A 13,792-nucleotide genomic window follows, 5' to 3' on the forward strand; every position below is an offset into this window, starting at 1 on the left:
CGCTCACGCTGCGGCGGAGGGGACGGCTTCGGGGGCTCATGGGGGCTTGGCGGGGGGGGATCGCTGGCGGAGGAGAGGTGATATAGGTGCACGGATGCCGGTCGAGCCGCGCGCGGATCCCCTCGTCGCACAGCTCCGCGGCGCCTACGAGCAAGGGAACCTGATCGCGTTCGTCGGGGCGGAGGTGTCGGCGGCGGCGGGGCTGCCGACGCGGGAGCAGCTCGCCCGGGCGCTGATCGAACGGCTGCGGGGGCGGGCGGACGTCGTCGCGGAGGTCGAGGAGTTCGTGGAGCGGCGCGCGTACCTGAGCGCGCTGTCGGCGGCGGCGGCCGGGCTGGGCAAGGAGGAGTTCGGCAGCGCCGTGGAGGAGGCGCTCCGGGACGACGACGTGGAGCTGCCCGAGGTGGTGGTCGCGCTGGCGGCGCTCAGGCCGAGGCTCCGCGCAGTGTTGACCACGAACCTCGATCATTTGCTGGAGCGGGCGTTCGGGTGGCAGGCCCTGCCGAGCACGCCGGCGGACATCGCGGAGCGGCGGCAGATCATCGTCAAGCTGCACGGGACGCTGCTCGACCAAGGCACGTGGGTGTTCTCGCGCCGGCACGTCGAGCGCGCGGTGCTCGCGTCGCCGGACCTGCAGGACGGGCTCGCGGAGCTCTTCCACGCCTGCCCCGTCCTCTTCGTGGGGTGCAGCTTCGTGGAGGACGACCTCGAGCAGATCTTCCAGCAGATGCGCGCGCTCGCGGGGGAGCAGCCGCCGGCGCGGTACGCGCTCCTGCCGCGGGAGAGCCTGACGCCGTTCCGGACGCGGGTGCTCCAGGAGGCGGGGCTGCTGCTCCTTCCCTACGCGGGGCAAGGCGGGATGCGCGCGGAGGTGCCGGCGATCCTGCGCAGCCTGCTGCCGCCGATCAGCGTGAGCACGTGGCCGCCGCAGCCGACCGCGCGGTACGTGCACCGGCTCCGCGAGGAGCACGAGGCGCTGAGCCGCTTCGAGGAGGGGGCGCCGGTCGTGCTGATGGGGCCGGACCGCTTCGGCAAGACGACGCTGCTGCAGCACTTGGTCGCGCGGATCCGGGCGGGGGAGAAGGGGCCCGCCAGGGTGGTCGAGATCAACCTGGGGCACCTCGGGACCCACGCGCTGGAGACGGTCGACGCGTGGATGACGAGCTTCGCGGCGTGCCTCGTGCACGAGCTCGGCAGCGACATGACGCTCGCGGAGGGCCTGGCGACGAGCCCGGTCCCCTGGCTGGTGAAGCTCACCCGGATGGTCGAGCGCCACCTGTTCCCCGACGCGCCCGAGCACCTCGTGCTCGCGATCGACGACGCGGACGCGGCCTGGGGGCTGCCCATCCAGGACGACGTGTTCCGGCTGCTGCGCGCGTGGTGCGAGCTCGGCGGCCGGAAGGAGCCGTGGAGCCGGTTCCGGCTGCTGCTCTCGCTGTCGTCGTCGCCGGCGCTGCTGAAGGACGGGCCGGCCGAGTCGCCGTGGAACATCGCGCCCAGCATCCACCTCAGCGATCTGCACGGCGAGCAGCTGCGGGAGCTCCTGCGCCTGCACAACGTCGCGTGCACGCGCGACGAGCTGCGGCTCCTGGAGCAGCGGGTGGGCGGGCACCCGGAGCTCGTCCGGCTCGTGGTGAAGCGGTGGCGGACGTCGGGGGAGGACCTCGAGCGGGTGATCGCCGAGGAGGAGGACGGCGGCGGCGCGCTCGCAGAGCACCTCTTCGCGATGGGCGAGCGCCTGCGGCAGGACCCGGCGCTCGTGGAGGGGGTGTGCGCGATCCTCGACGACACGCGGGCGAACGTGGATCCGCGCGTGGCGGATCGGCTGATGCGGGCGGGCGTGGCGGAGCACCACGAGGGGGGATACCGGATCCGCTTTCCGCTGTACGAGCGGTACCTGCGGCGCAGGTGGCGGCCGTGGCTCCAGCAAGGATGACGTGAGCGGGTCTCCCGCAGCGAGGGTGAGGCGCTGCCCTCGCGGGCGCAGGAGCTGGTGGTGCGTGGCGGGCGGCGGTGGAGGACGAAGGCGTCGGGCGCTCAGTCGTAGAAGCCGATGTCGTCGATGCAGAAATCGAAGTCGACCGCCGGGTCGACCAGGAACTGGACCGAGTACATCGCGGTCGTGTCGAGCGTCGGGGTGAGCGGCGCCGCGCCCCACTGGCCCTGCACGAGGTCTTCGAAGGCGATCGCGTGCTGCTCCCACTGATCCGAGAGCGTGAGCGTGTCGGCCCAGTTGTCGTTGCACATCTCCGGCGTGACGCCGTCGGGATCGCAGTACCCGGCTTCCGGCGCCGTGCTCCCGTCCGAGATCATGACCTTCACCCGGTCCTCGGCGCCCGCGGCGATCCTGGCCCAGAACGTGATGCCCCTGTGCGCCGAGCCGTCGTAGGGCATCTTCACGCCGTAGGGGTTGTTCAGGTCGAAGCCGATCGCGGCGCCCCACGCCGTGAAGCCCGATCCCTGCGTGCAGGCGGCGGTCGTGCTCTGAAGGCGCGCCGGATCGAGCGTGGTCATCGCGAAGGGCTCTTCTTCCTCCCCGGCCCCAGGGGGCGGCGTCTGCGTCGCCGTCTCGGTGCCGTCGTTGAAGCTGTACCAGTACCCTTCCCTGCCACCCACGTCATGGATGGCGTTGTCGCCGTCCTCCATGTCATCGATCATGTCGGCGACCGCCGGCATCCCCCCGCCCCCGCCCGACGCCGCGCTCGCGGCCGAGGTCGACGACTGGCTGCCCGTCGAGCCGGGCGCGCCGCCCTCCCCTTCCGGCAGGTGGTAGTCGTGGTCGAGCCCCGCGAGCGTGGTACACCCGCTGGCCGCGACGGCCCACGCCGCCCACAGCCACTCCGCGCGCTTCCGCTTCGCCATGCCTTTTCCTACCGCCGCCGCGCGGACGCTGTCCACCGCCGCACGCCGCCGCGGACCTTGCAGCGAGAGGCGAGAGGCGAGCTGACGACGAGGAACGGGCCCGAGCTGCCCGTCCGTGCCATGGCGCCTCGCTCCGATCCGCCATCTCCCGGACGCGCTTGGCGAGCCGAACGGAATTTTTCGACCCCCCAGCCCCGATCAGAACAGCGCCGCGGGCGCCGCGCCGGCGCTCCTGAACACGACTCCGCGTCACTCGTGCGCGAAGGCCTGCTCGGAGGCCAGCGCGACCCGAGGACCAAAGAAGCGCTCGAGCAGGTGAAGCCCGGGGTCTCTGGGCGGCTCCGACGTCATGAGCGCTCGGGCTCGGCTCCTCCCCGAAGGATCCGGTCCGCGAGGACGAACCCGAACGGGACAACGGACAGAGCAAGCACGCGGAGCACAGCCCGACTGGACAGGGAACGCTCGAGCGCCGCCCGGAAAGCCGCGGAGAGCATCGCCAGGAAGAGCACGCCGTGCACGCTCCCGGCGATGCGCACCGCGACGGGGTAGCCAAGCGCGTATTTCAGGGGCATCGCCACGAGCAGCAGCATCAGGAGAGATACTCCCTCGATGAGGCTCACCAACCGAAGCGTTCGGCGCTCGTTCATCGCAGCACCTGCTGCCAGGCCGGCTTGAGCACCATCAGCATGACGATGCAGACCACGGGCAGCGCGGACCACAGAAACGCAGGGAGATCCCTTCGCTCGCGAGCGACGCAGTAGACGAGCACGGCATTGGCGACGAGCGACAGGAGCAGCGCCCCCACGATCCAGAGCTCGAACAGCGGCCAGCTGTTGAGGACCAGCAGCGCGTATCCGGACAGCCACGTCGCCAGCAGACAGGGCGACGCGACACGGTGCACGGCGCGCTTTCTCGCAGCCGGATCCTGGCACAAGAAAGCGCCGACGGCGCCGCCGGCGTATCCCATGATGCTCAAGAACTTGAGCACGAGAATCCCCTGGTACGCGATCATCGGGACGCCTCCTGAGAGAGGTTCCGCCTCCAGCCTTCAAGCATCGGCAGCCTGCGCGTTGCACCTCGAGCGCCGCTCCACGCTTCGGCGCTCGGGGCATCGAGCGGGAGCCATTCTGCAGGATGGGCGCGCCCTGCGCCAGCGGCAAAAACGACAATGATCGCCAGGATCTGGCCAGCGGGAGGCCCTGCCGGGTGAAACCGCCGCCACGTCGCGGGACAAGCTCCACGATGCGGTCGGGGGCTGTGCCGTGCCCTGGTTCACGTCGCAAAGCTGGCCCCAGCCTCGGGAGGCTGCTGCAAACGCCGGCGGGTGGCCTTGTTGCAGCGACCTGGCGGAGTTCGTTGTCCTCGCGGCCGCTGCGCTTGGCGGGAAGAGCGAAGGGCGCCATGATCGCGCCATGCATCGCGTCGTGATCGTTGCTCTGGACGGGGTGGTCGCGTTCGATCTCTCGACGCCGCTCGAGGTGTTCGATCGAGTTCGTCTCCCGAGCGGGCGCCCTGGGTACCAGGTGCAGGTCTGCGGCGTGAATCGCGACGTCGACGCTGGTCGATTCCGGATGCGGCTTCACCAGGGGCTGTCGGCCCTTCGCAAGGCCGACACGGTGATCCTTCCGGGCGTCGCGGACGTCTCTCGGCAGGTCCCGGAGCCTCTGATCCGCGCCGTCAGGCGAGCCGCCAGGGAGGGAGCGCGCGTCGCCTCGGTCTGCAGCGGCGCGTTCTTGCTCGCCGCGACGGGGCTCCTCGACGGCAAGCGGGCGACCACGCACTGGCTCGCCGCCGAGGAGCTTGCCAGGCGCTTTCCGCGGGTGACCGTGGACCCGAGCGTCCTCTACGTCGACGAGGGGCAAGTGCTGACGTCGGCGGGAGCGGCTGCCGCGCTCGACCTGTGCCTGCACATCGTGCGGCGCGACTATGGGGCAGCCGTCGCCGCCGCGGCGGCGCGCCTCTCCGTCATGCCGCTGGAGCGAGATGGTGGCCAAGCTCAGTTCATCGAGCAAGCGCCCCCTCCGACGGATCATACCTCGTTGAGCCGGGTCCTCGGGTGGTTGGAGGAGAACCTGCACGACGACCTCTCGCTCGACGACATCGCGCGACGAGCAGCGATGAGCGTCCGCTCCCTCAGCCGCCACTTCAAGGAGCAGACCGGCACGACCCCGCTCCAGTGGCTGCTCAAGGCGCGCGTCCGCCGGGCGCAAGCGCTGCTGGAGACGACGCCCATCTCCATGGAGAGGGTCGCGTCCAGCGCCGGGTTCGGCTCGGTTGCAGCGTTGCGGCAGCACTTCCACCGGGTGGCCGGAACCAGCCCGCAAGCCTACCGTCGCGCGTTCCAGAGTCGGCCCCGGCGCGCCGGCTGATCTCAGGAGAACGGCCGCGACGCAGAGAGCAGCGCGCGGCTGTTCGTCGCTCGCGAGCGACGACAAACTTAACCCCAATCAACACAAAGAAGCGAAGACGCCGCGTCCGGGTCTCGGGCGGAGTGCGCCGCGGCGCGACGCGGGCGCGCTCAGTACATCAGGTTGCCCTGGCCGAGCACGAACGTGATGTTCTGACCGAACTGGGACCGGGCGGTCGTCACGCGCGAGATGGCGTTCACGATGCGGTTGCGGCGCCCGCTCGCCGAGGTCGTCGCGAGGCCCTGGGCGATCTCGGCGCGCGCGAGGTCGAGCTGCTGCGCCGCGGTGGGATACAGCGTCATCGGGGCCATCACCTCGATGGCGTCGTCGATCTCGACGCGGGCGAGCTCCATCAGCTTCTGCTGCACGTCGGCGCGCGTGTTCGCGAAGCGGTCGACGAGCACCCGCGCGGCGTTCAGCCGCTGCTTCGCGATGTCGATGTTGAAGGCGGCGTTCAGCGCGCGCAGGAAGCGAGCGATCGCGAGCGAGTCGAGCGGCTGGAGGTTGAGCGGCGTCCCGAAGCGCTGCTCCAGCTCCTGGGCGGCGGGAGAGAAGCCGAAGGGCGTCGAGGCGTAGAACGTGACGGCATCGTTGATGCCCGGATCTGCCCTCTCGTTGATCTGCAGGTTGTTGTGGAAGAAGGGCGGCGTGTCCGCGGCCTCGATGAGGGGCGGCGGGTTGAAGGTGCCGTTGCCGTACGAGTTGGGGAAGCCGATCCCCGTGGCGTCGAAGTTGGGATCCGTCAGGCCTCGCCCGCCGAAGCCGCCGTCCGCGAGGAACTCGTCCCCGAAGGTGCCCCCGTTGACCGGCGACCCCTTGGTGCGGGTGCCGGTGTCGAAGTTGCGGTTGTTGCCGGTGTCCTGGAAGTTCGCGCCGGCGTTGTGGTGGCACACGTTGCAGCGGCCGCGGTTCGGGTCCATGAACGCCTGCCGGCCGTCCTCGGCCTCCGCGTCGAACAGGCGAACGTTCGCCAGATCGAGCTCGTTCAGCCGGCCCAGGCTGAGCTGGAACGCCAGCGCGACGTCCTCTTCCTGCGACGTCGGCAAGCGGAAGTCGACGCCCGGCACGCGATCGAGGCGCTTCGGGAAGTGCTGGGTGACCGCGTCCTTGAGGAAGCCGCGCAGCGTGCCGTCGCTCGATCCGTCCCCGCCCCAGCCCGTCCGCTCCGCGGGCGGATTCGTGGTGCCGTCCCCCGAGTCCGCCCGGATGCTCGTGCTCAGCGAGAGGACGTGGTTCACCCCGCGCGAGACGAACCGGTGCGTCGGATCGCTGAAGTCGTCCACGTTCTCGAGGATGGCCGCGTCGTCCAGCAGATCCGAGGTCTCGAGCTCGGCGAGCTCCGGCACCTGCCTGAAGACGAAGAGCGGGTCATTGGGGTTCGTCTGGTCCAGGTTCCGGATGAACTGGACGTCGAGCGTCGTGTTGTTGGCCACGGGGTGGCAGGTGCCGCAGGTGCGGCCGTTGCCGTCGAACGTCTCGTTGAAGAAGACGCCCGCGCCCGCGCAGACATTCTGCGAGACGAGCCCGGCGACCACGCGCGGATCCTGCGCACACTGGGCGAGCCGATCCGCCAGGGGGAGAGATTGCGCAACGTCATCGAGGCGCTCCGGAGTCTCCTCCTCCGCATCCGCGCACCCCGCGGCGAACAGGGCCATACCGACCCCGCACGCGAACAACAGCCCCATCTTCGAGCTTCCCATTGGTTTTCTCCGTTACGAGCGCAGCGCCCGACAGCGCCCGACAGCAATGAACGGTTACGAGCAGGCGAGCGGCGCGATCAGTCCATTCTTCAGCATGGTCGCGGAGCAGCCCAAGCGGCCCAGCGCCGGAGTTCGGGCCTCGTGATCCGCTCCCCTGCGGAGAGCGCCGCCGGGGACGCCGCCTTCGCCGCCCAGCGCGCGACGCCGCGCCCAGCGGGCGCCCGAGGCGATGCTCGGAGCGATCTCAGGCGGACGATGATGTAGCGGAATAAAGAGCGATGTTCAATGTTCGGAGCTTCGTTTTTTAATATTCTTTACAAAGTCGATAACGGGCGCGCGTTGCCACCCGTTCATCGCAGCAGAGAGGCCCAGGGGTGGTGGTGCGGTGCCGGCGCCAGAAGATCCGCTGGAGCGATCCGGAGCCGAGCGGCCCACATCGTGATCGCGAGCGACTGTTCCTGCCCTCGCCGAGAACACCGATCACGTAGATCGGTCGAGAGATGAACCGCCAAGGACGCCAAGAGCGCCAAGGACGCCAAGAAGAGAACAAGATCCTGGCGCCTTGGCGCCTCGGCAGGTCGAAATCCTGCTGCTCTCAGGCGGGCTCAATCCGTCTATCGCTCCGACGTCGGGTCGGAGACCGGCACCGTCCAGCTGGCTTCGGGGTCATCGATGGCCTCTGCCGTAGAGATGTCGGCGAGCGCCCTGGTCCTTCACGAAATCGTGCGACGTCGGCGAGCTGTCCCGATCCCCGGCGAGAGGCCGCCCCCTGCCCCCTGATGGAGGCCGCCAAGCGGGCTAGCGAGCTGGACAAATCATTTCTGAAGTTTCCAGTAGGTTTGCACGACCCCGCCGGCGCCCGGGAGCGGACAGCAACATCGCCGTCGCGCTCCCGCGCCTCGCCCTCGTCGGAGGCATGTCCGTCGCCGGGTGGGGGAGGCCCCGGTCGTCCTCGATTGCAAAGACGCGGACACCGATGAGGAATACGCGCGCCTGGGTAAGCCCAGCACGCCGATTGCCGTGCTCCAGGTGCTCCCGAGGAATGGACAGCCGGTCGCCGGCTGGCCGGATCGTCACCAGGCCTCGGCCGACGTGGTGAACGGCGTCCGGCCCGCGCTGGCGGCGCACCGAGAGCGCTCCACGACGTGCAAGGAGGTGCCGAAGGAAGACCGGCAGCGCCCTCGGGGAACAGAGCTGACCGTCGAGGTTGCCCCTGATCGTGCGCAGCTGGGAGCTGCCTCGCCGCAGCGAGAGTTCCGCCCCTGAAGGACAATCACCGTCGCTTCGGAATTCCAATCTCACACGATAAAGCCGCCATGACTCCAACCGGAGGGGCGGCGCGTCCAGACTTGCTCCCTGTTCGCGGGCACCTTGTGCGTCCAGGTCGAGTCCCGTCCCGTTGAGATTTTCTTGGCTTTCGGATAGGGTCGCGGCCGGCGCGGCTGGCTTTCAGAGAGCCGGGACAAAGAGGAGCAGGCACGGCGAACGCCGGCCCGAACCGCGCACCCTCGCGTGGGACAAAAGCTTAGAGCGTAGAGAGGATGCGATGAGATCAGTTTTTGCGCTGGCGATGTGCGGCATGCTGGCTGGTTCGTTCGTCACGATGGGTTGCGGCGATGACGGCGGGGGCGGGTCTGGCGGCGAAGGCGGGTCCGGTGGCGGCACCACGACGAGCGGCACGAGCGGCACGTCGACGAGCGGTACCGGCAGCACGAGCGGCACGGGCGGATCGGACGGCGATGGAGGAACGGGCGGCACCGGCGGCACCGGCGGCACGGGTGGCACGGGCGCCGGCAGCACGAGCGGCACGGGCGGCTCCGAAGAGGTGGACATCGGTCCCGGTGAGGACGAGAGCTGCTCGGGTTGCGCCCGGCTGGCCGTGCCGCTCACCGACCCCAGCACGGGGACGCTGTTCCAGTTCGACTGGACGGAGCTGGTCGACCTGACCGGCGCCACCGTCACGTTCCGTGTGAAGGCGTACGCCGGCACCGGCGGCGGCGTGCAGACGTTCGTGCAGAACGGCGATGCGCAGGGCTGGGTGGGCGTCCCCTGGGCGTGGACGAACCTCAGCACCCTGGGCGACTGGACCGAGCTCACCATCGACGTCGACTCCGCCGCCGCGGCGGACCCGGCGTTCAACAAGACCCAGGTGAAGCGCCTCGGCCTGAAGATCGACGCAGGTTCCACGGGGCCCTGGGCCAACCCGACCGTGGTCTACATCGACTCCATCACGGTCACGAGGCCCGCCGGCACGAGCGGTGAGGGCGGCGCTGGCGGCACGGGCGCCGCCGCCGGCACGGGCGGCGGCGAAGGCGGCACGGGCGGCGCCAGCGGCACGGGCGGCGCTGGTGGCACGAGCGGCGGCGAAGGCGGCTCCGCCGGCGCCAGCGGCACGGGCGGCGCTGGTGGCACGAGCGGCGGCGAAGGCGGCTCCGCCGGCGCCAGCGGCACGGGCGGCGCCGGCGGTACGAGCGGCGGCGAAGGCGGCTCCGCCGGCGCCAGCGGCGGCGAGGGCGGCACCGGCGGCACGAGCGGCGAAGGCGGCGCCGGCGGCACGAGCGGCGGCGAGGGCGGCGCCGGCGGCAGCACGGTCGGCGAGGTGGATAACGTGATCGGTCCGTTCGAGTTCACGACCGATCTGCAGGGGTTCACGGTCGGTTCCTACCAGATGGTGCCCGGCTCGAGGCTGGATTACCTCGGCGAGTGAACCAGGCTGCCTGAGGCGCTCGCTCTCGCGCTGCCGCGGAGCGAGCGCCCGGCCCGTTTCATCGATCCTCAAGGGAGCGCGCGTTCCAGTGCGCCCCAGCTCGACCCAGCCCCCGAGCGCGGGAGCGCGCGGGAGCGCCCGGATCGAGGCCAGTGGCGACAGGAACGAGGCCTCAGGGCTCGCGCTGGAGGTAGGGCGCGCACGCCTCGCGCACCTCGTTGTACTCGTCCTGATGCTCGAGCAGGCCGCAGGCCAGCACCAGGAACCCCTCGGCGCTGGCCGGGTAGATGCGCGCCTCGCCGTCCGCGCACGCCGTCACCACGCGGCTGCCGTCGGGGGAGAACGCCGCGGTCCACACCGCGCCGAGGTGGCCGGGGAACGTGGCCAGGAGCTCGCCCGCGGCGTTCCAGAGCCGGGCGGTGCGGTCGCTGCTGGCCGTGACGAGGCGCGCGCCGTCGGGCGAGAACGCGGCCGAGAAGATCGGGTCGGCGTGCGGCAGCACCGCGAGCGACGCGCCGTCGGCGCCCCAGAGCCGGGACGCGTGATCGTAGCCGGACGTGACGACTCGGACGCCGTCCGGCGAGAACGCCGCGGAGAGGACCCAGTTGGAATGCCCCCGAAGCACCCCGAGGGGCCTGCCGTCGCGGCCGTCCCACAGCCGCGCGGTGCGGTCGTCGCTCGCCGTCACCACGCGCTCGCCGTCCGGCGAGAACGCCGCGGCGCGCACCGCGCCCGCGTGGCCACGCAGCGCCGCGAGCAGCTTGCCGGTGCGGCCGTCCCACAGCCGCGCGGTGTGGTCGTCGCTCGCCGTCACCACACGCCCGCCGTCGGGGGAGAACCACGCGGACCGCACCGCGCCCTCGTGCCCGGCGAGCGTGGCCAGGAGCTCGCCGCGCGCGCCCCACAGCCGCGCGGTGCCGTCGTCGCTCGCGGTCACCACGCGCTCGGCGTCGGGCGAGAACGCGGCGGACAGCACCGCGCCCTCGTGATCCGCGAGCCGGGCGAGCGGCTTGCCGTCGCGGGCGTCCCAGACGCGCGCGGTGCGGTCGTCGCTCGCGGTCACCACGCGCGCGCCGTTGGCCGAGAACGCGGCGGCGCGGACCGCGGCGGCGTGCCCCTCGAGCCGGAAGAGCAGCTCGCCCCGGCGGGCGTCCCAGACGCGGGCCGTGTGGTCGTCGCTGGCGGTCAGGACACGCGCGCCGTCGGGCGAGAACGCGGCGGCGCGGACCTCGGCGGCGTGGCCCCGCAGCGCGACGAGCGGCTCGTCGCCCCAGAGGCGGGCCGTGAGATCGGCGCTCGCCGTGACGACGCGGAGCCCGTCGGGCGAGAAGCGCGCGGACAGGACCGCGCCGCCGTGGCCCGCGAGCTCGGCGAGCCGCCTGCCGTCGCGGGCGTCCCAGAGCCGCGCCTTGTTGTCCTCGCCGGCGGTCAGCACGCGCGCGCCGTCGGGCGAGAACGACGCGGACAGCACCGCGCCCACGTGCCCCTCGAGCTCGGCCAGCTGCCTGCCGCCCTGCGCGTCCCAGAGCCGCGCCTTGTTGTCCTCGCCGGCGGTCAGCACACGCGCGCCGTCGGGCGAGAACGACGCGGACAGCACCGCCCCCGCGGGCACGGACAGCGTCGCGAGGAGCTCGCCGCGCTGCGCGTCCCAGAGCTTCGCGGCGCGGTCGGCGCTCGCCGTGACGACGCGGCCGCCGTCGGGCGAGAAGGCCGCGGACACGACCGCGCGGGCGTGCCCGCGCAGCGCCGCGAGGCGCTTGCCGGTGCGCGCGTCCCAGAGCGCCGCGGTGCGGTCGGCGCTCGCCGTGACGATGCGGGCGCCGTCCGGAGAGAACGCGGCGGCGCTCACGCCCTCGGCGTGGCCCCTCAGGGTGGCGAGCAGCCGGCCCTCGCGCGCGCCCCAGAGCCTCGCGGTGCGGTCGGCGCCGGCGGTCACGACGAGCGCGCCGTCCGGGGAGAACGCCGCGGCGGCGACCGGGCCGTCGTGCCGCAGGGTGTGCAGCCGCTTGCCGAGCTGCACGTCCCAGATCCCCGCCGTCGTGTCGTCGCTGGCGGTCGCGACGAGCGCGCCGTCCGGGGAGAACGCCGCGGCCCGGACGGCGCCCGTGTGGCCGCCGAGCACCGCGACGAGCCGGTGGTCCCGGGCGCCCCAGATCCGCGCGGTGCGGTCGTCGCCGGCGGTCGCGACGAGCGCGCCGTCGGGGGAGAACGCCGCGGCCCGGACGGCGCCCGTGTGGCCGCCGAGCACGAAGGAGCGCCTCGCCGCGAAGACCGCGGCCGACAGGCCCTGCACGGCGGCCGCGGGGGAGCGGCCGAGGTCGCCGTGGTAGGGCGCGGCCACGGCCGCGACGCCGAGGCGCAGCGCGTGGACCGCGGATTTTTCGGCCATCTCCTCGGCCGTCTCGCCGAGGAACGTGCGCTGCTTGCTGTCGGCGGCGCGGAGCTCGCGCTCGGCGTTCGTGGCCCGCTCCTCCTCGACCTTCGTCTGGCGGTAGAACAGGAGCGTCGCGAGCAGCGCCGACGCGAGCGCGGCGACGAGCGCCACCAGGTTGCGCGCCTCGCGCCGGGCGGTGCGCGTCCGCTCCTCGGCGCGCTCCCGCTGCTCGCGCTCGAGCTGCGCGGCCGCGGCCTGCGCCTCCCGCTCCCACTCGGCCTCGGCCCGCGCGACCTCCTGGCTCGCCGCGAGGAACTCCCGCTCCTGCGCCGAGAGCTCCGCGCGCAGCCGGGCCCACGCGAGCGCCTCGTCGAGCGCCTTGCCGCGCAGCACGAACTCGTGCCGATCCGAGGGGGGCGCCGCGAGCCAGCGGAGCAGCGGCGTGCCGAGGTGGAGCTCGGCCTCCTTCTCTTTCACCCAGTCGATCCCGAGGACCTCGGCGAAGATGCGGTTGCGGACGCGCAGCCACCGCCCCTCGCCGTCGGCGCGCACGGCCGCCGCCCCCGACAGGCGCAGGTGCAGCTCCACCGGGCCGCCCCGGTCCGCGGGGACGCGCTCGCCCTCGAGCAGCCGGCGGTAGAGCGCGATCATGCGATCGACCGGCGCCCTCCGGTTGCGCTTCGCGAGGTAGGTGTCGGCCGAGTGGAGGTTGGCCTCGTAGACGCGCCCGTTCGCGAGGAAGACGCGGGCGACGATCTCGTGGACGGCGGCCGCGACCGCCTCGTCGGAGGCCGCGAAGGCCGCGCCCGGGGCGGCCCTCGCGCGCTCGAGCAGCTCGGCGCAGAGGCGCTGGGTCATGTACGGGTGCCCGTCGGTCCACCGGAGGATCGCCTCGAGCGCCGCGCCCGCGCGGGCGCCGAGCGCGGACAGGCCGGGGAGGATCGCCGCCGCCTCGTCCCGCGTGAAGTCGTCGAGCGCGATGGCGGCGCCGATGTTGAAGGGCGTGCGCGCCTCGTCCTGGAGCAGATCGCTCGGCGCGGCGACGCCGATGAGGCAGAACGCGAGCCGCTCGTAGGCCGGGTCTCCGGCGCGGGCGTTGTAGGCGCCGCGGATCGACGCGAAGAAGTCGTCGGCCGGGAACGGCAGCGTGAGCACGGCGTCGATCTCGTCGAGCAGCACGACGATGCGCCCCTCGGTCTCGCCGAGCACGACGTCGCGCAGGAACCGCCACCACCGCCCGAGCGTCGGCAGCGGCGCGCAGCGCTCCCAGAAGGCGGCCACGTCGGTCTCGAGCTCGAGCTCCGCCGCGAGCAGGACGGCGAGCCCGAGGTACCACCGGTCCTGGTTGTTCTCCGTCCCGAGGAGCGACAGGTCGAGCTCGACCGCGGTCGCCCCCGCGGCGCGCAGCTTGCGGGCGGCGCGCAGCCGCAGGCTGGATTTGCCGATCTGCCGCGGCGCGAGCACGAAGCAGTACTCGCCGCGCTCGAGCTGGGCGAAGAGCTCGCGGTCCGCGCCGCGCTCGATGTAGACCGAGCCGTCGCGGACCGTGCCGCCCGCCTGGAAGCGGGGCGGGCTCGCCGCCCTCGGGGGCTCGCCCCCCGAGGGCGCGGCAGCTGGCGAACCGGGGGTGGTCATCGGTGGCCTCCGGGATCCTATACGCTCCCGGCGCCTGCGGCGCGGCTCCCGGCGCCTGCGGCGCGCGGCCGCGCCTCGTGGCCTCCGCGGTGCCATGATAGGGCAT

At 72.5% G+C, this 13,792-nt stretch carries 8 protein-coding genes; 3 read left to right on the forward strand and 5 right to left on the reverse strand.

Features of this window, described 5'->3' with window-relative positions:
- The first annotated feature begins 94 nt into the window (after positions 1-94).
- Positions 95-1,936 (forward strand): AAA-like domain-containing protein, encoded by a 1,842-nt coding sequence (locus WMF43_RS39195; protein WP_437672842.1) that lies wholly within the window; start codon positions 95-97, stop codon positions 1,934-1,936.
- 101 nt (positions 1,937-2,037) lie between these two features.
- Here the strand turns inward: WMF43_RS39195 and WMF43_RS39200 are convergent, their stop codons facing one another.
- From WMF43_RS39200 to WMF43_RS39210, 3 genes are all read right to left on the reverse strand, one after another.
- On the reverse strand, positions 2,038-2,862 hold the full coding sequence (locus WMF43_RS39200) for a hypothetical protein (protein ID WP_437672844.1): 825 nt from the start codon (positions 2,860-2,862) through the stop codon (positions 2,038-2,040).
- 347 nt (positions 2,863-3,209) lie between these two features.
- The gene (locus WMF43_RS39205; RefSeq protein WP_437672846.1) at positions 3,210-3,509 is read right to left on the reverse strand and encodes a DUF3817 domain-containing protein; all 300 of its coding nucleotides are present in this window, start codon (positions 3,507-3,509) and stop codon (positions 3,210-3,212) included.
- The gene (locus WMF43_RS39210) at positions 3,506-3,874 is read right to left on the reverse strand and encodes a hypothetical protein (protein ID WP_437672848.1); all 369 of its coding nucleotides are present in this window, start codon (positions 3,872-3,874) and stop codon (positions 3,506-3,508) included. The genes WMF43_RS39205 and WMF43_RS39210 overlap by 4 nt, the downstream gene beginning before the upstream one ends.
- Positions 3,875-4,274: 400 nt before the next feature.
- On the opposite strand from WMF43_RS39210, the gene WMF43_RS39215 reads away from it, so the two are divergent.
- On the forward strand, positions 4,275-5,231 hold the full coding sequence (locus WMF43_RS39215) for a GlxA family transcriptional regulator (protein ID WP_437672850.1): 957 nt from the start codon (positions 4,275-4,277) through the stop codon (positions 5,229-5,231).
- 149 nt (positions 5,232-5,380) lie between these two features.
- Here the strand turns inward: WMF43_RS39215 and WMF43_RS39220 are convergent, their stop codons facing one another.
- Positions 5,381-6,970, reverse strand: coding sequence for a hypothetical protein (locus WMF43_RS39220; RefSeq protein WP_437672852.1), 1,590 nt, complete (start codon positions 6,968-6,970; stop codon positions 5,381-5,383).
- Positions 6,971-8,516: 1,546 nt separating this feature from the next.
- Here WMF43_RS39220 and WMF43_RS39225 point away from each other — a divergent pair.
- Positions 8,517-9,677, forward strand: a complete 1,161-nt coding sequence (locus WMF43_RS39225; protein ID WP_437672854.1) for a hypothetical protein — start codon at positions 8,517-8,519, stop codon at positions 9,675-9,677.
- 172 nt (positions 9,678-9,849) lie between these two features.
- Here WMF43_RS39225 and WMF43_RS39230 read toward each other — a convergent pair whose 3' ends face one another.
- Positions 9,850-13,686: an AAA-like domain-containing protein gene (locus WMF43_RS39230; protein ID WP_437672856.1), complete on the reverse strand. Its 3,837-nt coding sequence runs from the start codon at positions 13,684-13,686 to the stop codon at positions 9,850-9,852.
- Positions 13,687-13,792 lie beyond the last annotated feature (106 nt).

Origin of the sequence: Sorangium sp. So ce131 (assembly GCF_051519095.1) — a bacterium.
Lineage (GTDB): Bacteria > Myxococcota_A > Polyangia > Polyangiales > Polyangiaceae > Sorangium.

Bases quoted from the DNA above. Each gene is read 5' to 3' on its own strand.
- WMF43_RS39230 (WP_437672856.1), bottom strand. From the start codon at position 13,686: ATGACCACCCCCGGTTCGCCAGCTGCCGCGCCCTCGGGGGGCGAGCCC.
- WMF43_RS39225 (WP_437672854.1), top strand. From the start codon at position 8,517: ATGAGATCAGTTTTTGCGCTGGCGATGTGCGGCATGCTGGCTGGTTCG.
- WMF43_RS39205 (WP_437672846.1), bottom strand. From the start codon at position 3,509: ATGAACGAGCGCCGAACGCTTCGGTTGGTGAGCCTCATCGAGGGAGTA.
- WMF43_RS39200 (WP_437672844.1), bottom strand. From the start codon at position 2,862: ATGGCGAAGCGGAAGCGCGCGGAGTGGCTGTGGGCGGCGTGGGCCGTC.
- WMF43_RS39195 (WP_437672842.1), top strand. From the start codon at position 95: ATGCCGGTCGAGCCGCGCGCGGATCCCCTCGTCGCACAGCTCCGCGGC.
- WMF43_RS39220 (WP_437672852.1), bottom strand. From the start codon at position 6,970: ATGGGAAGCTCGAAGATGGGGCTGTTGTTCGCGTGCGGGGTCGGTATG.
- WMF43_RS39210 (WP_437672848.1), bottom strand. From the start codon at position 3,874: ATGATCGCGTACCAGGGGATTCTCGTGCTCAAGTTCTTGAGCATCATG.
- WMF43_RS39215 (WP_437672850.1), top strand. From the start codon at position 4,275: ATGCATCGCGTCGTGATCGTTGCTCTGGACGGGGTGGTCGCGTTCGAT.